Genomic DNA, 23,898 nt, shown 5'->3' with positions numbered 1-23,898 from the left:
AACAGTTGTGACGGATGCATTCAATTTCTTAAAAATAGGCCCAAAACGTTAACGGCCTATGTTTTCAGCGAAGCGGAAATAAAAAAAGCGTAACAGAATTGCTACGCTTTCTCTCAAATGTAAAAATATTTTCAGATCAGAATGTAAGTCGGTCTAAGGTCATTTGTTTTTTTAAATTTCCCAATGCGCCAAATACTAGGTTATAAACCGATTGTATGTTGATCTTCATCAGGTCAGCAATTTCATGGTTGTTGAGATTCATATAGAATTTCAGGAAAATTGCCTCACGCTGGCGACGCGGCAAGCCGTTGATCGCAACGTTTAAATGTTGATTTGTCGAGTCAAATTCTTCCTCGGAAATCATATGGTTTTCATGAGATGGCGTGTGAATGTGCCAGTATTCCACCGGAATATCCTCATTGCTTGTATGCTTTTGCTGTGCGTTCAAATGACGAACTAATTTCCTCTTAATCGAGGCCATAAGATAAAACCGAACAGATGTGGTGTCACCCAGCGTTGTTCGGTTTCTCCAGAGTTCCACAAATAAATCGTGAATGCAATCCTTAATAAGCGGCTTATCAATCGTAAACTGTGAGCAGTACTGGTAAAGGATGTGAACGTATGAGCGGTAAAGGCATGCATAAGCGTTTTCGTCTCCTTTTCTGAACTGATCCCAAAAACAAAGTTCTTCTTCTTGTTTGTAGCGTAAGTGAGCCATTGTAAGGTTAGGAATTAACTAAGGTTAGGAATGATAATTATTAAGGGTCATTTTTACACTTGTAAATATATTTATAAAAAAACGTATTTAAAAAATATTTTCAAGAAAAAATTACATCCAATAGATTAATCATGCAATTATAGTCAATTAAGTAACTTATTGTACCATCAAAGGTACAAATTCAAACTTGTCACCGTCAAAAAGGCCTTTGTCACTTAGTTTAATAGAAGGAATTACCAGTAAAGCCATAAAAGATAAAGTCATGTATGGCGACTTTAATGTGGACTTTAGCTGCGTTTTTACAAACTGGTCAATTTTCGTGTACGATTCCGCGACCGCATAGCCGTCAACATCGGTCATAAGTCCGGCAATCGGAAGGGGCAGCATATGTTTTTCGCCGGTTCCGACAGCCGATACGCCACCTTTAGCTTCAATTAATAAATTGACGGCCTCACAAATACTATTGTCGTCACAGCCAACGACGATAATGTTATGAGAGTCGTGGGCGACCGTCGAGGCGATGGCGCCCTGCTTTAAACCAAAATTCTTGATGAAAGCAATCGCCGGCGCTAAGTTTTGATAACGGTTGACAACGGCTATCTTTAAGATATCCTGATCGGTATCAGAGACGATGAAATTTCCTTCGGTTTTATAATTTTCAACCAGTGCATTGGTGATCAGCTGACCTTCCAGGGCTTCAATCACACGGAGCTTTCCGCTGGTTTGTGTCGAAACCGGGCAGGCGAAATCTTCCGGCTTTTTCGGGCTGCAATTAAACTGGTTGATATGTTTACTGCGAAGATCAGGCAAAAGTGAAACTCCGTTTTCGGCTACTAGCACGCCATCCAGATAGGTTTGGAGGATGTTAAAGTCAATGATGTTATTGATGACAACAAAATCAGCCGGATCTTTTTCACGTAAAAGCCCTACGGGAAGATTATAATGTTCAACTGGATTTATACAGGCCGCTTGTAAAATATGCCAGATATCATGACCCAGTGCTAATGCTCTTTTGATCAGAACGTTGATGTGGCCCTCCACCAGATTGTCAGGATGTTTATCGTCGGAGCAGAACATGATGAGGTCCGGGAATTCGGCCAGCAGTGGAATTAACGCATCGAAATTTCTGGCGGCACTTCCTTCACGAATCAGGATTTTTACACCATAACCAATCTTTTCTCTGGCTTCTTCATAGGTAAAACATTCATGATCGGTAGAGATGCCGTTGGCTGCATATTGTCGGGCCGCTTCTCCGCGAAGTCCGGGCGCGTGTCCGTCGATAGGCTTGTTAAAATGTTTTGCCCAGTTGATTTTGGCGACCATATCAGGATCACCATTTAAAACGCCCGGAAAATTCATAACCTCGGCAAGATAACCAATATCATCACTTGCCAGCATTTTTTTTATATCTTCCGGATCAACAACGGCGCCTGCCGTTTCAAAAACGGTCGCAGGAACACAGGAGGGCGCGCCAAAACAGAATTTAAACGGGACACGTTTTCCGTCTTCGATCATGTATTCAACCCCTTTCACACCGATAACATTGGCAATCTCATGCGGGTCGGAAACAGTCGCGACCGATCCGTGAACCACGGCCAGCCTGGCGAATTGTGACGGTGTGAGCATAGCGCTTTCTATGTGTACATGCGCATCTACAAATCCGGGTAAAATATAAGGCAGATTTGCGTTCTCTTTTCCTATTATATATATGTTTTCAATAAGCGAGTTTTTAACCGTGATTTCAGCTTCCTGAATGGTTTTATCAAAGATGTTGATAAGGTTGGCTTTCATTTGATGATCAGATTTTGGCAAATACCTGGTTGTATTGAATCTGCAAGGTCTGCTATAATCTATTTTAATGCAACCGGAAAGGAAATCTTTATTGTCTGAGGGGATTTTTTACCCTTGCTGGCTGTGTTTTTTTACCCGTCGGATGGGCGAAAAAGCCATCCGACGGGGTCGCCCGGTCCGACGGCTTTTCCGCCGTCGGACCGGTAACGAAGGCAGAAAGCAATAGTCTGAAAGTTAAAAGATGGGGAAACTAAAAAATAGTCAGGAAATCAGCGAACTGGCCCGATATCCTTTTTGGTATTGCAGCGGACTTTTTCCGGTATGGATTTTAAAATACCGGTTGAAATTGGCAAAGTTATTAAAGCCGCTTTCGTAACAGATCTGCGCCACGCTCAGTTTTCCGTCGATTAGCAGTTTGCATGCGTGACCGATCCGAAGTTCAAGCAGGAACTGCGAATACGTTTTCCGGCTGCGGCTTTTAAAATACCGACAGAATGAATTGGGGCTAATGTTGGCAATTTCAGCGATTTCCTCAATCGTGATTTTTTGCTGGAAATTACTGAGTGAATATTTATAGATCTGGTTGATGCGATCCTCGTCGTGCTGGTCGTATTCCTCCTGATAATGGCTGTTGGAAAGCAGCTTGATGTCTTTGCTATGCGCAAGTGTTTCCAAAATCTGCAATAAGGAGATGACAGGATTTCCATCAGTCTGGTCCAGCAGGTTTTGCAGCAAAGTTTTGATCTGCTGATTTTCCTTTCCCAAAAGTTTCATGCCCCACTTGGCTTTGTCGAGCAGTTCATTGATTGCCTTGTTTTCCGGAAGGTTTCGAAATGTATCGCCAAACAGATCCGCAGAGAAATGCAGCACAGTCGCCTGGGCATAGAGCTTGGAATCTCCCTTGAAATATTTTTCGTCACAGCGCCAGTAATGCGGCAAATTCGGACCGATTAAAAGCAGATCGCCGCTTTGGAAGTTCTGGATATTGTCGCCTACAAATTGCGTTCCGGAGCCCTGTTCGATGTGCACCAGTTCAATTTCCGGATGATAATGCCAGCGGTTGTAGAAGTATAAAACTACATCCCTTCTGATGCTAAACGATTGCTGTAAACCCTTAGGAACTTTGAGTAATTGCGGTTTCACAGTTCAAATGACAAGATTTTATCAGTTAGGTTAACATTTGTGCCAAAATTATTGAAAAATTTGCTATAATTATGAAACAACGCCTCTTTATATTTCTATTCATTTGTATTAAAATTCAATAAGAAATATTGGTATTTTTATTTTGGATAACAACATGTACTATTTCGGCATATTTGCAGTATATAATAAAGATGTATGCTTTAGCTATGCCGGGTAAAAGCCGAATACCTCGTCTCTGTTAACAGAGGAGTGCATTCCTTTTGCGTGGAGTTATTTCAGATTCACATCATGAACATTTATTAATACTTATTTCTATTGAGACTATGGCGTCCAATCTTTTAAAAATTCATCCTGCTGATAATGTCATCGTAGCATTAAGGGATATCCCGACAGGTGCCGAGGCGGAGTGGGATGGCGTGCGTTATCTTTTGCCTTATGGCGTTTCTTCCAAACATAAGTTTGTAACGGAAGATATTGAAACGGGCGGTGCAATCATTATGTACGGTGTTTTGGTGGGAAGAGCCAAGCAGCCGATCAAGCGCGGTGAGCCGATTACGACTTTTAATTTGAAACACGATTCACAGGATTACAGCACTGCGAACCGTAAACCATATTTATACACCCAGCCCGATGTAAGCCGCTGGCAGGGCAGGACTTTTAACGGATATCACCGTGCCGACGGCCGTGTGGGTACTTACAATTACTGGCTGGTACTTCCCCTGGTATTTTGTGAAAACCGGAACGTACTGATCATGAAAGACGCTTTTGAGCGTGAGCTTGGTTATGCGCAAACGGATATGTACCGCGGACAGGTAGCTGAATTTTTGAAAGCGTATCAGTCGGGTGATATGTCACGTATGCAAAATCTGGGCGGTTTTACGGAGCCAACCCGGGAGCAGCAGACAAAAAATCGCCCTTTCCCGAATGTGGACGGAATCAAATTCCTGACGCACGAAGGCGGTTGCGGAGGCACGCGCACGGATGCTAATACCTTATGCGCGCTTTTTGCGGCTTATGCCGTGCATCCGAACGTTGCGGGGATTACGGTTTTGAGCCTGGGTTGTCAGAATTCTGAACTTCAAACTTTGGAGGACGAAATCAAAAAACGTGATCCGAATTTTAACAAGCCGTTTTATGCTTTTGAGCATCAGAAAGGAACTGAGTATTCACTGGTTTCCGGTGCGATCAAGTCAACTTTCCTTGGCCTGACGGAAATGAACAAGCAGGAACGTCAGCCTGCGCCGTTGTCAAAACTTTCGGTGGGGCTTAAATGTGGAGGTTCTGATGGTTTTTCAGGAATTTCTGCGAATCCGGTCTTAGGGCATTTATCTGATATTGTGGTAGGCTTGGGCGGCCAAACGCTTCTAGCCGAATTCCCTGAACTTAACGGCGTGGAGCAGGAATTGCTTAACCGTTGTGTTACTGAAGAAAAGGCTGCCAAGTTTGAAAAACTGATGCGCGACTATGCCGGCAAAGCCGAAGCCGTAGGTTCTGCATTTGCCTTTAATCCATCGCCGGGCAATATCAAAGACGGCCTGATTACCGATGCGATTAAATCGGCCGGTGCTGCCAAAAAAGGAGGGAATGCTTACATTACTGATGTTTTAAATTATACGGAAAGGGCGATAGAGCCAGGTTTAGCTTTGGTTTGTACGCCTGGGAACGACGTAGAAGCGACAACCGGACAAACGGCGGCTGGTGCGAATATCATCCTTTTCACAACGGGATTGGGCACACCGACAGGTAATCCGATCTGTCCGGTTGCAAAAGTGGCAACCAATACTATTTTGGCAAACCGTATGCCGGATGTGATTGATTTTGACTGCGGTCCGGTTGTGGATGGCTCTCAGTCTCTGGAACAAAATGCTGACCATTTACTGGAATATGTGATCAAGGTTGCCAGCGGTGAACTGACAAAAGCACAGCAGTTGGGCCAGGACGACTTTATTCCATGGAAAAGAGGCGTATCACTTTAGGCAGTTGTAACGCATATTGTAGCCCCGGGATTCATCCCGGGGAGTAAAGTTTTTAATCAGCAGCCTTTTCATTCAGATTGCTGATCTTAATATTTAATTGTAAAATACATGTTTAATTTAACCGGCAAAGTGGCTTTGGTAACGGGAGGCGCAAGCGGAATTGGCCTGGCCATTTCGCAGACTTTCGCGAAACAGGGAGCGCATGTTCACATTCTGGAACTCAATATTGATCTTGCCAATCAGGTTGCAGAAGATATAAAAAAAGAAGGTGGCAGTGCAGAGGCGCACGCCATTGATATATCAAAACAAGCTGACGTTGTAAAGGTTATTGACGGAATCGCTGAAAAACAGACGATCAATATTCTTGTCAATAACGCCGGGATTGCACATGTCGGGCGGGCGGACAATACCGCTGAAACGGATTTTGACCGCGTGATAAACGTTAATGTCAAAGGAGTTTATAACTGTCTGTTTGCTGTAATTCCGCATTTGAAAAAAGCAGGTGGTGGTGTTATTCTGAACATGGCGTCCATTGCGGCGACTGTCGGGATACCGGACCGTTTTGCTTATTCAACGGCCAAAGGAGCAGTTTACTCGATGACTTTGTCTGTTGCTAGGGATTATCTGGCCGATGGAATCCGCTGCAACAGCGTTTCTCCAGCGCGGGTGCATACCCCTTTTGTGGATGGATTTATTTCTAAAAATTATCCGGGACAGGAAGCTGAAATGTTTGAAAAACTCTCGAAAACACAGCCAATCGGCAGAATGGCTAAACCTTCCGAAATCGGCGCGCTGGCGTTATACTTATGCTCGGACGAAGCGTCTTTCATCACGGGTTGCGACTATTTGATTGATGGGGGATTTGAGAAATTGAATAACTAGAATTTTAGCTTTTAGCGGTAGGCTAATAGCCAGCAGTCAGAAACTGAATAGATAAAAATATAAATCTCAAAAGTTAAAAACAAAACTTTTATTACCTATAAAACGGCTACTTGCCAGAAGCTAACGGCTAAAAGCTAATAGCCAAAATCTAGAACCTATGAAACTTTTCCGCTTTGGCGCTTACGAACAAGAAAAACCTGGTGTAGCATTATCAAATGGCGAGTTGCTGGATGTGTCTGCTTTTGGTGAAGATTATAATGAGAAATTTTTTGCAACCGACGGATTGAATCGTCTGGCTGACTGGCTGACTGCAAACGCGGCATCTGCGCCACGTCTGGAGCCTGGGTTTCGTTTCGGCTCGTGCATTGCCCGTCCTTCTAAAATTGTTTGTATCGGGATGAATTATGCGAAACACGCTTATGAATCCGGTGCAACAGAGCTTCCAAAAGAGCCGATCGTATTTTTTAAATCGACCTCTGCCCTCGTGGGACCAAATGATCAGGTTGTTATTCCGCGTGGTTCTGAAAAAACAGACTGGGAAGTTGAGCTAGCCGTGGTGATTGGTAAAAAAGCGAGTTACGTGGAAGAAGCCGACGCCTTGAGTTATGTGGCTGGTTATGCTGTTCATAACGATTATTCAGAACGCGCATATCAGCTGGAACGTGGCGGACAATGGGTAAAAGGGAAAAGTAATGACACTTTTGCGCCAATCGGGCCGTATTTGGTTACCACTTCGGATATTCCAAATGCCAATAACCTTGATCTGTGGTTATCATTAAACGGAAAAAAAATCCAGGATAGCAATACTTCTGATATGATCTTCCAGGTTGGTTTTTTGGTAAGTTACCTGAGCCAGTTTATGACGCTGCTTCCGGGTGATGTGATTTCGACAGGAACGCCAGCCGGAGTAGGGTTGGGTATGAAACCACAGCTTTATTTGAAACCAGGCGATATCGTTGCGCTTGGAATCGAAGGGTTGGGAGAGCAAAAGCAGGAAGCCGTTGCTTACAAAGCAGTTTAGACAAGCATTTTTCGCTATGGAAACTTGTTTTCCATAGCGAAGCAACATAAAATTTAAAAAATGGTAATCGATTCCCATCAGCATTTCTGGATTTATGATCCGGTAAGAGATTCCTGGATTTCGCCGGAAATGGAAAAAATCCGTAAGAACTTCCTGCCGTCAGATTTGAAACCTGTTTTGGAGCAAAATGGTGTGGATGGGTGCGTCGCGGTTCAGGCTGATCAGTCCAATACCGAAACGGAATTTTTGTTGCAGTTTGCCGAGGCCGATGATTTTATCAAAGGCGTCGTAGGCTGGATAGATCTTCGTGCAGAGAATTTGTATGAGCGCCTGGAGGTTTACTCGCAGTTTGAGAAGCTGAAAGGTTTCAGGCATATTGTACAGGGCGAACCAGATGACTTTCTGCTTCAATCCGATTTTGTAAAAGGGGTAGGGCAGTTGGTTGCATTTGACTTTACCTATGATATTCTGGTTTATCCGACGCAGCTTGAAGCCAGTTATACTTTTGCAAAACAGCTTCCCAATGTACGTTTTGTGCTCGACCATATAGCGAAGCCTTATATCAAAAAGGGTGAGATTGAAGCTTGGGCGAAGGATATTAAAAAACTGGCCGAGCTTCCGAATGTCAGCTGTAAAGTTTCAGGCATGGTGACGGAGGCAGACTGGTATTCCTGGCAGCATGCTGATTTTGTGCCTTACCTGGATGTTGTGTTTGAAGCATTTGGAACAAACCGCCTGATGTTTGGCTCTGACTGGCCTGTATGTTTGGTCGCTGCCGAGTATGGGGCAATGAAGGATGTCTTGACTCATTACGTGTCGAAGCTTTCAAAAAACGAACAGAATAAGATCTGGGGAGAAAATGCAGTTAAGTTTTATTCGCTCGATTAAAGAAAAATAAAGATGAAAAGATATTGCCTCGCCCTGGATTTGGTCAACGACGCTAAAATGATTGCGGAGTACGAAGAGCATCACCGCGTGCCACGTCCGGAGATCAGGAAAAGTATTCTGGATGCTGGTATAACGCAGATGGAACTTTACCGGATTGAAAACAGACTTTTCATGATCATGGAAACAGTCGATGATTTCAGTTTTGAAACAAAAACGGCCATGGATGCAGCCAACCCGGATGTCCAGGTTTGGGAGCAGCTTATGTGGAAATACCAGCAAGCCCTGCCCTCGGCCAAGGAAGGGGAAAAATGGATTTTGATGGATAAGATTTTTGCTTTGGTTTAGCAGAATTTTATACAAAGGGTTTAGCCACAATTGAAAAATAGCTTTTAAAACTAGCAAAGACCAGCGTTACTCAACAGAAATTAGGTAGAACCTTCTTAGGAATTAACCAAAGACAGATTGTAATTTTTTAATCCAATGGTTTTAAATTACGGTTTGACAGGAGTCGTTTTACTTAGCTATTTGATAGATTGAAAAAGTTAGTACTGATTATCAGCTTAATATGCTTAACCATCACGTTGTTCTCTTCACAGGCTCGTCGGCCGGTTGAGATCAAAGTCATGAGTTTCAATGTCCGCCATGGCCTGGATTTGAACGACGAGTCAAATCTGATGGGGATTTTGAAAATAATAAAAGAAAACTCGCCTCAGTTGATTGCCTTACAGGCAGTAGACAGTTTAAAAAATAACGGAAAAGTACAGTTTCAAATGCGACAGCTTGCTATCCAGACGGGCATGTATTATGCATATGGTGTAGCAGATAGTACGGAACATGGGTCTCAGGGGGTAGGCCTATTGTCGAAATGGCCTTTTGAAAAAACGCAAAAGTTTAATTTGCCCATGACAAAAGGATCGGATGCCAGAGTCTTGCAATGCGGACTGATCCGCGTCGCTAAAAATCTGACTTTCCGGTTTTGTAACGCGCGTCTGGAATATGCTTCCGTCGTGGACAGGGCGCTGCAGGCTGCTTTTGTAAACCGGTTACTGGAGTCGAGTATTCAGCCGGTGGTGTTGGGGATGGACATGGGCGCGCGACCTAACGAACAGCCTTATTTTTCGTTCCGGAAAAAGTGGCAGGATGCTGCCCGCGGCTCTCAGATGGAAACATGGAGTGAAGGCCTTCCCGGCGACAGGCTCGATTATATTTTTGTATTGATGAACAATAAGGTGCGCGTGAAGAAATATAAGGTGATTAAAAATCACCCGGAAGTTTCTGATCATTATCCCATTATGGCAACGATTGAATTTTGGTAAAATATGGATTATTCACATTTGAAAATCGGATTATTTATTCCTTGTTACGTAGACCAGTTTTATCCGCAGGTTGGCATTGCAACGCTGGAATTATTGGAAAAACTGGGTTGTAAAGTCGGTTTTCCGTTAAATCAGACTTGCTGCGGGCAGCCGATGGCAAACTCGGGGTTTGAACATCTGACCAAGGATTGCAACAATTTGATTTACGATTCATTTGCGGAATTTGATTATGTCGTGTCTCCTTCGGGAAGCTGCGTGCTGCATATCAAGGACCACTTAAAGCTGGAAAACCGCCCGGACGAATCCAAAAAGTTTCGCAGGAAAGTTTATGAGCTTGTCGAATTTATTACCGATGTATTGAAAATTGATGAAATCGCCGCTGACTTTCCGCATCGTGTTGGTTTGCATCAGGGCTGTCACGGGCAGCGTGGACTGCATCTTTCGCAAATGTCGGAGCTGAATGCGGCACCCTATAACAAACCTGAGACATTGCTGCGTAAGGTCCAGGGCCTGGAATTGATCGAGCTGGATCGAAAAGATGAGTGCTGTGGTTTCGGAGGAACGTTTTGTGTGAGCGAAGAAGCCGTTTCGGTAAAAATGGGGAAAGACCGTGTTTCTGACCATATCCGTCACAATGCCGAATACATTACCGGATCAGACATGAGCTGCCTGCTTCATTTGGAAGGTATTTTGAAAAGAAAAAATTCCGCTGTTCAGGTCAAGCACATTGCCGAAATTTTGAACAGTGCTGTAAAACAAATACCGGTACCCAATCATTGAGCACCGGCATTTTACAAAGTTTACGGAATCCAGAATCTGAGAAGCCTCAGTCGTTAGTTGATTGAAGAAACGACGCGGCTCGTTTTTGTCAGGATATCAAACGTTTGTGAAGACTTCTCTTTTCCGTCCGTAATTTCGAAGGTATAAGTACCGTCCAAAAGCGTCGAAAGATCGAAATATTTCACATAACTCGGTGTAGCACGTTTGTTTTCTGAAAAAAGAACATTTTTGTCTGTGTCCAGAATACGTACCACTACTGTGTTTGCTTGTGCATTATTATAGGAAACTCGGAATTGCATTGGTTTAACTTGCAGGACGTTCAACTTGTTATTGGTTGACTCAGTTTTGTCCGCAGTTGCGATGGCGGTTTGTGCATTTACTGTAAATGCTGAACCTGATATTAGCATACCAATCAAGGCAGCTGAAAAGAGCGTGTTTTTGGTTTTCATAGGAGTGGAATTTAATTGTGTCTAAAAAAAGTTAAATAAAACTTTGATCAGACTCTGATGCCCCGATCAAAAAACTTTGTTGAATCAAAATTACAACATATTGCAATACAGTAAAATAGCCTTCTTTGTGATTTGTAAAAAGTTGTTTATTTAACAATTATCTAACTTGGAATAATGCAATGAATGTGAAAAGTGTAATTGAGATTCTTTAAAAAATACTATTATCTATTTGTTAACAAACCATGTCGAAAGCTGTAATTGATCATGCCGAGGCCTCAGAGACCTTCAATAAAGACGAATCCTATGTAGACTGGCATGACGAAACCTTGTGGTTCGTGCGTAAAAAGCGGGACATTTCTTCCAAACTGTTGCCCGAATGGGAAGCGTTAAGGGAGACTGCTTCACAGATAAAGGATTACGTACTTTCTCATATGGACGATCTGCTTGAAGCCTTTGAGAAAAATGCAAAAGCCAATGGTGTGCATGTGCACTGGGCGGCGGATGCCAAGGAGCATAACGAAATTGTACTGGCTATCCTCAAACAGCACAAGATTGACCGGATGGTCAAAAGCAAATCGATGCTTACCGAGGAATGTCATATGAATGAATTTCTTTCCCAAAATGGTATCGAGGTGATTGATACCGATCTTGGAGAAAGGATCGTTCAGCTTCGTCAGGAACCTCCAAGCCATATTGTGTTGCCTGCCATTCATTTAAAGAAGAAAGATATAGGCGATCTTTTTCATGAGCATTTGGGAACAGATGCCGGCGCGACCGATCCGCAGTATCTGACAGAAGCAGCCCGTCAGCATTTACGTGATAAATTTCTTACCCGGAGAGCGGCACTTACCGGCGTGAATTTTGCCGTTGCCGAAACAGGCGCGTTTGTCGTGTGTACCAATGAAGGAAATGCCGATATGGGCGCGCACCTGGCCGACGTACATATTGCATGCATGGGTTTTGAGAAAATTGTTCCGTTGCAGGCGCATCTGGGTGTTTTTTTAAGATTGCTCGCCAGAAGTGCAACGGGCCAGCCGATCACCACGTACAGCAGTCATTTCAAAACGCCGCGTGAGGGGCAGGAAATGCATTTGGTTATTGTCGATAACGGAAGAAGTACCCAGCTGGGCCGTGCGGATTTTCGTAATTCACTGAAATGTATCCGTTGCGGTGCTTGCATGAACACTTGTCCGGTTTACCGCAGAAGCGGAGGGCACAGTTATCACAATGCAGTAGCCGGTCCGATCGGCTCGATTCTGGCACCCAATCTGGATATGACCAAAAATGCGGATCTTCCTTTTGCCAGTACGCTGTGCGGAAGCTGCTCGAATGTTTGTCCCGTTAAAATCGATATCCATGACCAGCTTTATAAATGGAGGCAGGTTTTGGTCCAGGGCGGGCATGTGCCGCAGGCCAAGGAAATAGGGATTAAGGCCATGTCTATGGTGCTGTCGCAGCCCCGGTTTTACCAGTGGTCGGGCAGGTTGGGGCGTTCTGTAATGCGGACCCTGCCATTTATGGTAAACAATTCGCTGAACCCCTGGTACAAACAGCGCGAAATGCCCGAACCGCCAAAGGAAAGTTTCAGGGATTGGTACGTCAGAAACCGCAAATAATTTAGGATAAGAAAATCATGAGCTCACGTGAACAAATTCTTCAGCAGGTAAAGCTGAACAAACCTTCCGAAACTTTCTTGCCGCTGCATTATACTTTTGATAGCGGTTATGAAAATACGGAAGTAAAATTTAAAGAGATTTTAAAAGCCATTTATACGGAGGTGATCGTGGTTGACTCGCTTGCCGAGCTTAAGGAAAAGGTGGAAGAAATGTATGCGGGTGTTGTCAATAAGGTAACAACGGTTGCCGAGTTGTCTTCTTGGGCTGATTTTAGTTTACAGGTGGAGGATCCCCACGAGCTCGAAATGGTGGAAATTGCCATCCTGCAAGCTGAGTTTGGTGTAGCCGAAAATGGTGCGGTCTGGATTTCGGATAATCATTTGCAGCATCGTGTTTTGCCCTTCATTACGCAGAATCTTGCTTTTGTTATTCCCAGAAATGCGCTGGTCAACAACATGCACGATGCTTACAAAAGACTTTCAGACACGACGGGCTGGGGCTGCTTTATTGCAGGTCCTTCTAAAACTGCCGATATTGAACAGTCGCTGGTGATCGGTGCACATGGCGCCCGGAGTATGGTTATCTTTTTAGTGGAGAATTAGTTAGAAAATGTAGTGAAGGTTGTTTTCAAGTAAGTATATAAAAAAGTTCGTCTCCCGCTTACTTTCTTATACTTTTGCAGATAATAGTATTTTGCATTTTAGATCCTGACCGGGCAATCCGGCCAGCTGTTAAACCTTGAAAGTATGCCCAAAATAATTGTTGCGATTGATGGATATTCCAGCTGCGGAAAGAGCACAACGGCCAAGCAGGTTGCTCAGCAGCTGAATTACGCATACATCGATACAGGAGCTATGTATCGGGCAGTGACATTATTTTTTATTCAGAATCATATTTCGATTTCCAATCCCAGGGAAATTCAAAAAGCGCTGAGCGATATTCATATCACATTTCGCCGCCATAAGGAAAAAGGTACCAATGATACTTACCTGAACGGACTTAATGTAGAAGACGAAATCCGGAAAATGTATGTTTCTGAACAGGTCAGTACGGTGAGTGCCATCGGTGATGTGCGCCACGCGCTGGTAGCCCAGCAGCAGCGGATGGGAAAAAGCAAGGGGCTTGTCATGGACGGCCGCGATATTGGTACGGTTGTTTTTCCCCAGGCTGAACTAAAAATATTCATGACGGCCGATTCGATGATCCGTGCACAGCGCCGCCAGCTTGAACTGCTGGGAAAAGGTGAGCTGATCGGTTTGGCAGAAATTGCTGAAAATCTGAAAATGCGTGACCATATCGATACGACCCGTGATGAAAGTCCGTTAAGGCAGGCAGAAGATGCGATTTACATCGATAACTCGCTGATGACGCTGGATGAACAGGTGGAAATGGTGGTGCGGCTGGCAGATGAACAAATAGGTTTGGTACTTCGTAGTCGTGAAATAAATGACATTTCATGACAGCAAACCCTGATAAGTTTTATGATTATCTGATTGTAGGGCAGGGCATCGCCGGTACTTCACTGGCCTGGCATTTACATGAAACCGGTAAAAGGGTTTTGTTGGTAAATGACTCGTCTCTGCCATCCTCTTCAAAAGTTGCTGCCGGAATTTTTAATCCGCTGACCGGTAAAAAGCTTGTTAAAACCTGGCTGGCGGATGATCTGTTTCCCTATGCCCAACAATTTTATAGCGGACTGGAAGAAAAGCTGGGTGTGAAAGTTTTGCATGAGGCCTCTATTTTCCGGCCGTTCCGCTCCATTGAAGAGCAAAATTCATATCTGGCCCAAACAGCCGATCCGGGAATTTCAAAATACATCAGGCCAGCGTCCGGACAGCAAAATGTTCCTGAACATGTTCACGCGCCGTTTGGCGGGATGGAAGTAATCCGTTCCGGTTGGGTGGATCTTCCTTTGTTACTGGACAAAAGCCGTGACTATTTCCAAAGTATCAGTCAATATATCGAATCGCCTTTTGATGCCGCTGATCTGGTTGTTTCTGAGGATGATGTCCGTTGGAAAGATTTTCGCTTTGACAAGGTTATTCTTTGCCAGGGCTTTAATGCAAGAGACAATGACTGGTTTAACTGGCTTCCTTTTACGCCGGTGAAAGGGCAGATACTGGAAATTGAAACTGAGAAATTGGCCGGTAATCAGATTGTAAATCAGGGTATTTTTATTCTCCCCGTTTCAGACACGCATTGCAGGGTTGGGGCAACTTATTCATGGGATCCTTTGGATTGGGAAACCACTGACGCTGCCGCTCAGGAGCTGGAAGGCAAGCTGAAACCTTTGTTGAAAGTGTCGTATATCATTACCGGTCAGCTGGCTGGAATTCGCCCCTCCTCTCATGACCGCAGACCTATGGTCGGTATCCATCCCGGGAATCCAAGGGTGGGTATTTTTAATGGTCTTGGAACAAAGGGTGTCACACTTGCACCTTTTTTTGCGAACCAGTTTACAGAATATCTGGAAATGGATAAAGAATTGAGCGAAACAGTGAATATTAAGAGGTATTTTTCGTTATATTTCCGTTGAAGTAAGCAAGAGAAAAATGAGAATAAAAATTATACACAAGCTAACCTTATCGGGTACTTTTTTTGCGCTTCTTTTTGCAAGCGTGGAGACGACCGCACAGCGTTATCCTTCTCAGGAGGTATTCGGGAAAAACCGTGTGCAATACAAAACCTTCAACTGGAAGATTTTCAGAACGACCAATTTTGAAATTTATCACTACCAGGGAGGTACGGCATTGGCTAAGCTTACGGCGCAATATGCTGAAAGTGAGTTTGATAAAATTACGGATGTTTTAGGCTGGACGCCTTATAACCGCGTGAAAATTTTCCTGTATAATTCTCCGCAGGAACTTGAACAAAGTAATATGGGATTGTCAACTTTTGATAATCTTGAAGACAAAAAGCTTGACCTGCGCCAGTCTCGTGTAGAGGTTGCTTACACGGGCGATCAGATTGGTTTCAGAAAGAAGCTGGTTAAGGACATCAGTTTGCTGTTCGTATATGATATGCTCTATGGCGGAAATATGAAGGAAGCGCTGCAAAGTTCGCTTTTACTTACCCTTCCCGAATGGTTTATGTCAGGCGCGGCGGCGTATATTTCAGAAGGCTGGTCACCGGAGCTTAACGATTACATGCGGGATTTTCTGAAAAATCGTAATGTGAGAAAACCGACGCTCCTTACCGGAAACGACGCAGCGCTGATCGGTCACTCGATCTGGAATTATATCGCAGAACGTTATGGAAAAGATAAAATTTCCGATATTCTTAACCTGACCCGGATTATCCGTACAGAGCAAACGAGTATTACCAGTACCTTGGGTGTTCCTTCATACAACCGTTTTTTAAGAGATTGGCGTGCCTATTATCTGAACATTAATAAAAAAGCGGAGCAGTTTTATACTGATCCAAAACCAGCCTGGAAATATAAATTAAACGAGGTGACGGCCAATGACGCCAATGCGGCCATTAAAATATCACCGGATAAAAAATGGACAGCCGTTAGCGAGATCAAGAACGGACGTTACCGGGTTTATCTCTTTAACAGTGAATCAGGATCTAAAAAAATAATCCGCCAGGGCAAACTTGATATCATTGGTGGAAGAATGAAAACACAGCCGCCGCTTTTAGGTTGGTCAAGAAACAATACACTGGCGATTCTGGCTTCTGAAAACGGCCGTCAGAATTTTTATCTCTACGAAAATCTGGATTCGAAGAAAATCAAGATAAAGCTGAAAAGAAATATTCGCGGACTGGATCAGATTAGCGATATGGATATTTCATCGGACGGAACGATGCTGGCGGTTAGTGCGGACAAGAACGGACAAAATGATTTGTTCCTGGTTAGCGTATCGCGCACGTCCCTGATTGCACTGACCAATGACTTGTACGACGATGTTTCCCCGAGATTTGTTCAGGGGTCTTCCAGAAAAGTTGTTTTTGCTTCGAACCGCCCGACCGATTCGCTGGGCATCGACAAAGGAAATTTTAAAACGCTTTCCGCTGGTTTATCGGTATTTGAACACGACGGCTCCCCGCGCGCGGAAACCCTGGCAAGATTAACTCCTGCTGACCCGAAAGTGAAAGTGGCGCCGGTTTATGCAGATGATAATGATGTGTATTACCTGTCCAATGCAAAAGGAGTAAGTAATGTTTTTAAATACAACAGGGCTTCCAACACCAGCACGCAGATAACCAATTACTTTCAAAGCATCCGAAATGCAGACATCACGCTGAAATCCGGGGGGGCTATTGCTTATACATATCTTAATGATGGCTACAATACGGCTGCCTTTAAAAATGGTTTTGATGGCAATACATCTGTGGATACGCCGTCATTGTTGAAAGAAGATGTTGCTGGTGACGGAACCAAATCCGCAGCGGCCGCAAAACCTGATTCGGCGAAAGCGCCTGTGAAAACGGAAGTGCCTAAACTGGTTTTAAAAGAAGGGGAAGTTGATACGGATAATTATCAGTTTGATGAGGATGTTTTGAAAACATTCGAATCACGTCAGCGAAGAGGAACGTTCCCGTCGTCGCCAGGTACTTTAAGCAGAACCCGGGCAACGCGTGAAAATATAGCCATCAAAGGCCCTTACAACTACAAAGGTTTATTTATTACCAATGATGCCAGTTCCGACTGGCGCATCGATCCGATCAGAGGATTTGGTTATGCGCAGTCGATTTCAATGAATGACCTGTTGGAAAATCATGTGATCAAGGCGGGACTGTTTATTTCTTCCAATTTCAGAAATAGTGATCTTTTTGCGGAATACAATAATAATGTGCACCGTATTGATTTCGGCGTGCGTATTGACAGGAAGGCATTGTATTATGATTCAGAAGTTGCCCCTCAGAAATACCGTTTTAACCAGGTAATGATTTCTGCATCTTATCCGTTCTCGACAACCAGCCGGTTTACCGTTTCGCCGATGTTTACATCAACCCGGATGATCGATCTGATCTTGTCAAATCCCGACTTGAAGTCGAATTATGGTGGATTAAGAACGGAATTTGTATTTGACAATACCCGTAAAAGCGGTATGAATATGATGCAGGGAACCCGCTTTAAAATACGCTATGATAATTATCTAGGCTTATCCAACGGCAACGAAAGCTTTAATCGCGTAAGTCTGGATTTAAGACATTATCAGAAAGTACATCGCGATGTGATTTTTGCAACAAGGATTGCCATGAGCCATTCAGGAGGTAAAGCGGCTAAACAAAGTGTTATGGGCGGTATGGAAAACTGGATCGGTAATAAAAAGGATTCCCGTACCAGTGGTACCAATGCGCTGGATTTCAGTAAGGACAACCGGGATATTTTCTTCACGGATTTTGCGACGAATTTGCGTGGGTTTAATCTGAACCGCATGTCAGGAACGAGCTATATGTTGTTAAATGCAGAGCTTCGTGTTCCATTGATCAAATACCTGTACCGGGGCGCTATTACTTCAAGTACGCTGCGTAACTTCCAAATCGTAGGATTTGGTGATATTGGTACGGCCTGGACTGGAAAAGGGCCATTCAGCGAGAATAGCAGTTTGAATACAGAGATTATTGGCAGCGTTGAAGAACCATGGAAGGCAACGGTGACCAATTACAAAAATCCATATCTGATGGGTTATGGAATTGGCGCGCGTACGACGGTCTTCGGTATTTACGTGAAATTCGATTATGCCTGGGGCGTTGATAACGGATATACCAACAAACCGATTCCTTATGTAACTTTGGGATACGATTTTTAAGTGATGTTTGAAAAATAATAAATTTAATGTGTTACAAATGGCAGGAGAGTGATTCTCGTGCCATTTTTTTGTCATAGTGCCAAACTTATTCCCTACAATCGATAATGATGACAAGTTTCCAGAGCCGCATTTTTTCTTTCTTAACTATACTTGCCATTTTTGGTTTTAGCGCAGGTAAAACATACGCGCAAAGAGAAGTTTTATACGAACAGTATTTGCAAAATCCGATGGCCATCAACCCGGCTTTTACCGGTGTAAGAGAAACATTTAATATGACGGCTATGTTTCGCCGTAAATGGTTTACAATCCCTAATTCTCCTACAAGCCAGACTTTTGCGGCTGACGGTACTTTTGGGAATGGTAAATTCGGAGTCGGGTTTCAGGCGTTAAATGACCAGACGAGTTATTTTACGACCACTGCGTTTTCTGCCTCCTTTGCCTATCACCTGGCGATTTCCGATACATGGAAACTGGCTTTAGGCGGCCAGGGCGGTATTAACTTATTGCCAGTTTTCGATGTGGGTTCTTCTTTGAACAGCAACAACAGGGCTTTGGGAAGTGTAGGGATAGGAGCCTGGCTTCGCTCTGAGAATTTGTACCTGGGCGTGTCTAAGCCTGAGCTTTTATCGCAAAGTTTTGGCCAGCAGCAGATCGCTACTTATTACCGCCGTCCTTTGTATGTGATGGTTGGTGGGAGTTATGATCTTGCTGATGATGTCAAACTTTTGCCAAATCTGCTTCTGGTTCAGGAAAAAGATTACAAGCTAAGAGTTGATGTCGGCGGCCGGGTTTGGTTCAATGAAAAAGTAGGTGTAGGAGCAACTTATCGTACAGGCGGAGGGTATTCTTATGGAGGTTCAAATATTAATTATTTACAATTATCGGCCGAAGTGATGGTCGGGCGCAATGTAAGGCTTGGGTATTTTTACAGCACCAAACAAATCGAGCAATTTAACGCCACTAGTAGCGAACCTAAGGGAATTCACGAGCTAATGTTGAAGTTTGTTCCAAACCCGAATGGGTTCCAAAAGTATTGAGACAAACAATATAGGAATATCTACTTTCATGTTTAGTAAAAAGGAGATTTTTTGCGTTTTGTTTACATAAGTCTCGTAACTTTGCGGGGTAAATGAAATAATCACATTTGTGATGGATAAATATACATATATAGCAAATTCCGACGCCGCTTACATAGAGGAATTATACAATTCCTATAAGCAAGATTCAACCTCCGTAGACGAAGGTTGGCAAAAGTTTTTTGAAGGGTTTGATTTTTATCAAAAGTACCCTGCCAACGGCAAAGGATATGCCAATGGTGCCACGAATGGAAAAGAAGTAGCACCCGCCGGCAAGGTGGACGCAGCTCAGATCCGAAAGGAAATGGAGGTGGTGCACTTAATTCGTGGATACCGTTCAAGAGGGCACTTACTGGCTACTACTAACCCGATCCAAAAGAGAAAAGACCGCAAACCACAATTGGAACTGAGCGATTTTAGTCTTGGACCTGAGGATTTGGATTCTGTTTTTGAGGCTGGGACAGAAGTTTTCGGACGTCCTGCCACCCTGCGTGAAATTGTAGATTCGCTGCAAACGATCTATTCAGGAAACATCGGATTTGAATATCTCTATATCCGTGACCGCGAGCAAAAGAACTGGTTACGGAAGAAAATCGAAAAGGAAGCGCTTAACATGTCCTTCTCGATCGATGAAAAAAAACATATTCTTTCGAAGTTGAACGAGGCCGTTGTTTTTGAGAATTTCCTTCATACGAAATATCTTGGTCAGAAACGTTTCTCACTGGAAGGTGGGGAAACGACGATTCCGGCCCTTGACGCAATGATCAACAAAGCTGCGGAAATGGGTGTGGTTGAGGTAATGATCGGGATGGCTCACCGTGGACGACTGAACGTGCTGGCCAACGTGATGCAGAAAACTTACGGACAGATCTTCAACGAATTTGAAGGTAATTTGCCTGATCAGGTTTGGGGAGATGGCGATGTGAAATACCACATGGGTTATGCAAGTCAGATCACTGCTGAAAATGGAAACCAGGTTCATTTGAAACTGGCACCCAACCCATCTCACCTTGAAGCGGTAAATCCGGTTGTTGAAGGTTATATCCGCGCAAGAGCCGACGGCATGTACGAGTCGGATTATGATCGCGTGCTTCCGGTGATTATTCACGGAGATGCTGCGGTTGCAGGCCAGGGTATCGTATATGAAGTAACACAGATGTCCGGTCTTAACGGATATTATACAGGTGGTACGATTCATTTCGTAATCAATAACCAGGTTGGTTTTACAACTGATTTTGTTGATGCGCGTTCAAGTATTTATTGTACGGATATTGCCAAAATTGTTGATGCGCCGGTTCTTCACGTCAATGGTGATGATCCTGAGGCGGTTGTGTTCTGTATGCGACTGGCTGTTGAATATCGTCAGACATTCAACAAGGATATCTTCATCGATATGGTTTGCTATCGTCGTCATGGACACAACGAGGCAGATGAACCTAAGTTTACGCAGCCGGTTCTTTATAAGTCGATTGAAAATCACCAAAATCCACGTGAGATCTATCAGAAAACACTTGCGGACCGTGGTGATGTGGATGCCCAGCTGGCAGCCAATATGGATAAAGAATTCAAGACGTTGCTTCAGGAGCGTCTTGACATGGTAAAACAAAAAGCATTGCCGTATGTTTTACCAAAATTGGAACAAGAATGGCATACGCTTAGAAAGTCTACACCGATAGATTTTGAGAAATCGCCAGAAACAGGTGTTGCGCTTGAAGTACTTGAAAAAGTTGGAAAGGCACTGACCAGTACACCGGAAGGTTTCCATAGACTGAAACAAATTGACAAACTTCTGAAAGATCGTGAACAAATGATTTTCCAGAAGAAGGAGGTAAACTGGGCAACTGCCGAGTTACTTGCTTACGGATCAATTTTGACGGAAGGAAATATCGTTCGTTTAAGCGGTCAGGATGTTCAACGCGGTACTTTCTCTCACCGTCATGCTGTTTTGCACGACGTTGAAAATAATGATTCTTACAACAGTTTAGCGCATATTCAGGAGGGGCAGGGACCTTTCATGGTTTATAATTCACTTTTGTCGGAGTATGCCGTACTTGGTTTCGAGTTCGGATATTCGATGGCAAACCCGAATGCGCTGGTGATCTGGGAAGCTCAGTTTGGTGATTTTGCCAATGGTGCGCAGGTAATTATTGACCAGTTTGTTTCTTCAAGTGAAACGAAATGGGATCGCTGGACCGGTCTTGTGATGCTTCTTCCGCACGGATATGAAGGCCAGGGCCCGGAACACTCCAACGCCCGTCCGGAACGTTACCTCCAGTTGGCAGCGGATTACAACATTATTGTTGCAAACGTGACCACGCCGGCTAACTTCTTCCACCTGATGCGCCGTCAGTTGAAATTCCCGTTCCGCAAACCTTTGATCGTGATGTCGCCAAAGTCGATGTTGAGACATCCGCTTTGCGTGTCACCGCTAGAAGATCTGACAGCTGGAACATTTAAGGAAACAATTGGAGATAGTTTTGTTGATCCTAAAAAGGTGACAAAGGTGTTGTTATGTACAGGAAAGCTGTATTATGAATTGTATGAAAGACAGCAAAAAGATAAGCGTGATGATGTTGCCATCATTCGTTTGGAGCAAATGCATCCTTTCCCGCAAAAACAAATAGATGAACATCTTGCACTTTATGAAAATGCGAAAGTATTTTGGGTACAGGAAGAGCCTTTTAACATGGGTGGCTGGACGTTCATGCTCCGTATGTACAATGGCAGCAAACCATTGGAAGTAATTGCGCGCCGTTCAAGTGCGTCGCCATCGACAGGATTTGCTAAAATCCATGCGCAGGAACAGGCAGAAATTATTCGCAGGGCATTTGAATAGATATTCAAGTAGTTATTAAAGACATAATTCGTTCATCATATTGCTGATAAAATGGCTGAAATTGAGATAAAAGTACCGCCGGTAGGCGAGTCAATTACTGAGGTTACGATAGGGAACTGGTTCAAGAATGATGGTGATTTTGTGAAATTGGATGAGGTAATTTGCGGATTGGATTCAGATAAAGCGACATTTGAACTGACTGCGGAATCAGAGGGTGTTTTACATATTAAAGCACAGGAAGGAGATACATTAAATATCGGAGATCTGATCGCGACGATCGATCCATCCGGAAATGGCTCGGCTGCGAAAGCTCCGGCTGCTCCTGCGGCAGCGCCAGCTCCTGAAAAAGTTGAAGAAAAAGCGCCTGCGGCTGCACCCGTTGCGGCTGCTCCGGCTGTTGCTGGTAAAATTTATGAAATGAAAGTGCCCGCGGTTGGTGAGTCAATCACCGAAGTGACGATTGCTTCATGGAGTAAAAAAGATGGAGATCACGTTGAACTGGATGAAATTCTTTGTGAGCTTGAATCTGATAAGGCAACGTTCGAACTTCCTTCTGAGGCTGTTGGAACACTAAGAATTGTAGGTAAAGAAGGCGATACATTGGCAATCGGCGCTATAATCTGTACGATTGAAGTGGGTGCATCGACAGGTGCTTCTGCACCGGCGGCGGCTCCTGCTCCAACGGCGACTGCCGAAGCTGATAAAGGATATACAGAAAAACATACCTCTCCGGTTGCAGCTAAAATTCTGGCAGAAAAAGGGATCGATCCTAAGGATGTCAGCGGTTCTGGTTCAGGTGGAAGAATTATGAAGGATGACGCATTGAAAGCAGGTGCTAAACCAGCCGCTGCTGCTCCCGCTGCGAAACCTGCTGCCGCACCAGCGCCTGCGAAAGCGGCACTTCCTGGTGAGCGAGGACAGCGCCGTGAGAAAATGTCTTCACTCCGTAAGACGATCGCAAGACGTCTGGTGGCTGTGAAGAACGAAACAGCCATGCTTACCACTTTCAATGAAGTGGATATGAAGCCGGTAATGGATCTTCGTAACAAATTCAAAGATAAGTTTAAGGAAAAACATGAAGTTGGTTTGGGCTTTATGTCATTCTTTGTAAAAGCGGTAACGGTTGCTTTGAAAGATTTCCCTGTTGTGAATGCATACATTGATGGCGAGGAATTGGTTTACAACGATTACACGGATATCTCTATCGCAGTGTCTACGCCTCGCGGTTTGGTGGTCCCTGTGATCAGAAACGCAGAAAATCTTTCTTTCTCAGCCATTGAAAAAGAAATCGTTCGTCTGGCGGTTCGTGCCCGTGATGGAAAGTTAGGTCTGGACGAAATGTCTGGCGGAACGTTCACCATTACCAATGGCGGAACTTTTGGTTCGATGCTTTCGACACCGATTATTAACGCGCCGCAATCGGCTATTATGGGAATGCATAATATCGTTGAACGCGCTGTGGTCGTAAATGGTGAAATTGTTATCCGTCCGATTATGTACCTGGCCCTTTCTTATGACCACCGTACCATTGATGGAAAAGATTCAGTAAGCTTCCTGGTTCGGGTAAAGCAATTGCTTGAAGACCCAATGAGGTTATTGCTTGATATGTAATATAGAGGCCCATCTTTCGATGGGCCTTTTTTATGT

Annotated in this window: 19 protein-coding genes; 15 read left to right on the top strand and 4 right to left on the bottom strand. The window is 44.1% G+C overall.

Features of this window, described 5'->3' with window-relative positions; translation table 11 throughout:
• Positions 1 to 136: 136 nt before the first annotated feature.
• From RB622_RS00450 to RB622_RS00440, 3 genes are all read right to left on the bottom strand, one after another.
• Entirely contained in the window at positions 137 to 718 is a 582-nt protein-coding gene (locus tag RB622_RS00450; RefSeq protein ID WP_090341629.1) for an RNA polymerase sigma factor, read from the bottom strand.
• 156 nt (positions 719 to 874) lie between these two features.
• A complete protein-coding gene (gene ade / locus RB622_RS00445) occupies positions 875 to 2,509 on the bottom strand; it encodes an adenine deaminase (RefSeq protein ID WP_308044499.1) in 1,635 nt (544 codons plus the stop codon).
• A 261-nt stretch (positions 2,510 to 2,770) separates the two neighbouring features.
• Entirely contained in the window at positions 2,771 to 3,652 is an 882-nt protein-coding gene (locus RB622_RS00440) for an AraC family transcriptional regulator (RefSeq protein WP_308044498.1), read from the bottom strand.
• 323 nt (positions 3,653 to 3,975) lie between these two features.
• On the opposite strand from RB622_RS00440, the gene RB622_RS00435 reads away from it, so the two are divergent.
• From RB622_RS00435 to RB622_RS00405, 7 genes are all read left to right on the top strand, one after another.
• The gene (locus RB622_RS00435) at positions 3,976 to 5,628 is read left to right on the top strand and encodes an altronate dehydratase family protein (RefSeq protein ID WP_308044497.1); all 1,653 of its coding nucleotides are present in this window, start codon (positions 3,976 to 3,978) and stop codon (positions 5,626 to 5,628) included.
• A gap of 108 nt (positions 5,629 to 5,736) precedes the next feature.
• The gene (locus tag RB622_RS00430; RefSeq protein ID WP_308044496.1) at positions 5,737 to 6,510 is read left to right on the top strand and encodes an SDR family oxidoreductase; all 774 of its coding nucleotides are present in this window, start codon (positions 5,737 to 5,739) and stop codon (positions 6,508 to 6,510) included.
• 157 nt (positions 6,511 to 6,667) lie between these two features.
• On the top strand, positions 6,668 to 7,531 hold the full coding sequence (locus RB622_RS00425; RefSeq protein ID WP_308044495.1) for a fumarylacetoacetate hydrolase family protein: 864 nt from the start codon (positions 6,668 to 6,670) through the stop codon (positions 7,529 to 7,531).
• 60 nt (positions 7,532 to 7,591) lie between these two features.
• A complete protein-coding gene (locus tag RB622_RS00420) occupies positions 7,592 to 8,419 on the top strand; it encodes an amidohydrolase family protein (protein WP_308044494.1) in 828 nt (275 codons plus the stop codon).
• Positions 8,420 to 8,431: 12 nt separating this feature from the next.
• Positions 8,432 to 8,764 (top strand): L-rhamnose mutarotase, encoded by a 333-nt coding sequence (locus RB622_RS00415; protein WP_308044493.1) that lies wholly within the window; start codon positions 8,432 to 8,434, stop codon positions 8,762 to 8,764.
• A 188-nt stretch (positions 8,765 to 8,952) separates the two neighbouring features.
• Positions 8,953 to 9,735, top strand: a complete 783-nt coding sequence (locus tag RB622_RS00410; RefSeq protein ID WP_308044492.1) for an endonuclease/exonuclease/phosphatase family protein — start codon at positions 8,953 to 8,955, stop codon at positions 9,733 to 9,735.
• Positions 9,736 to 9,738: 3 nt separating this feature from the next.
• Positions 9,739 to 10,515 carry a (Fe-S)-binding protein gene (locus tag RB622_RS00405; protein WP_308044491.1) on the top strand — a complete coding sequence of 259 codons (777 nt, stop codon included), beginning with the start codon at positions 9,739 to 9,741 and terminating at the stop codon, positions 10,513 to 10,515.
• 53 nt (positions 10,516 to 10,568) lie between these two features.
• Here the strand turns inward: RB622_RS00405 and RB622_RS00400 are convergent, their stop codons facing one another.
• The gene (locus RB622_RS00400) at positions 10,569 to 10,964 is read right to left on the bottom strand and encodes a hypothetical protein (protein ID WP_308044490.1); all 396 of its coding nucleotides are present in this window, start codon (positions 10,962 to 10,964) and stop codon (positions 10,569 to 10,571) included.
• A 242-nt stretch (positions 10,965 to 11,206) separates the two neighbouring features.
• Here RB622_RS00400 and RB622_RS00395 point away from each other — a divergent pair, with 242 nt between their 5' ends.
• The 8 genes from RB622_RS00395 to odhB all read left to right on the top strand — a co-directional run bounded on the left by RB622_RS00395 (position 11,207) and on the right by odhB (position 23,862).
• Entirely contained in the window at positions 11,207 to 12,580 is a 1,374-nt protein-coding gene (locus tag RB622_RS00395; RefSeq protein WP_308044489.1) for a lactate utilization protein B, read from the top strand.
• A gap of 17 nt (positions 12,581 to 12,597) precedes the next feature.
• Positions 12,598 to 13,182, top strand: a complete 585-nt coding sequence (locus tag RB622_RS00390; RefSeq protein ID WP_308044488.1) for an LUD domain-containing protein — start codon at positions 12,598 to 12,600, stop codon at positions 13,180 to 13,182.
• A 144-nt stretch (positions 13,183 to 13,326) separates the two neighbouring features.
• Complete coding sequence (cmk, locus tag RB622_RS00385; protein WP_308044487.1) at positions 13,327 to 14,040, top strand: (d)CMP kinase; 714 nt, start codon at positions 13,327 to 13,329, stop codon at positions 14,038 to 14,040.
• Positions 14,037 to 15,116, top strand: a complete 1,080-nt coding sequence (locus RB622_RS00380) for an FAD-binding oxidoreductase (RefSeq protein WP_308044486.1) — start codon at positions 14,037 to 14,039, stop codon at positions 15,114 to 15,116. The genes cmk and RB622_RS00380 overlap by 4 nt, the downstream gene beginning before the upstream one ends.
• A gap of 16 nt (positions 15,117 to 15,132) precedes the next feature.
• Positions 15,133 to 18,339: a hypothetical protein gene (locus tag RB622_RS00375; RefSeq protein WP_308044485.1), complete on the top strand. Its 3,207-nt coding sequence runs from the start codon at positions 15,133 to 15,135 to the stop codon at positions 18,337 to 18,339.
• A 104-nt stretch (positions 18,340 to 18,443) separates the two neighbouring features.
• Positions 18,444 to 19,376, top strand: coding sequence for a PorP/SprF family type IX secretion system membrane protein (locus RB622_RS00370; protein WP_308044484.1), 933 nt, complete (start codon positions 18,444 to 18,446; stop codon positions 19,374 to 19,376).
• Positions 19,377 to 19,488: 112 nt separating this feature from the next.
• The gene (locus tag RB622_RS00365) at positions 19,489 to 22,251 is read left to right on the top strand and encodes a 2-oxoglutarate dehydrogenase E1 component (protein WP_308044483.1); all 2,763 of its coding nucleotides are present in this window, start codon (positions 19,489 to 19,491) and stop codon (positions 22,249 to 22,251) included.
• Positions 22,252 to 22,302: 51 nt separating this feature from the next.
• Entirely contained in the window at positions 22,303 to 23,862 is a 1,560-nt protein-coding gene (gene odhB / locus RB622_RS00360; protein WP_308044482.1) for a 2-oxoglutarate dehydrogenase complex dihydrolipoyllysine-residue succinyltransferase, read from the top strand.
• Positions 23,863 to 23,898 lie beyond the last annotated feature (36 nt).

Origin of the sequence: Dyadobacter sp. LHD-138, assembly GCF_030929615.1 — a bacterium.
Taxonomy (GTDB): Bacteria; Bacteroidota; Bacteroidia; order Cytophagales; family Spirosomataceae; genus Dyadobacter.
Note: the sequence above shows the minus strand (reverse complement) of the source record. Positions and strands in the feature narration are given on the sequence as shown.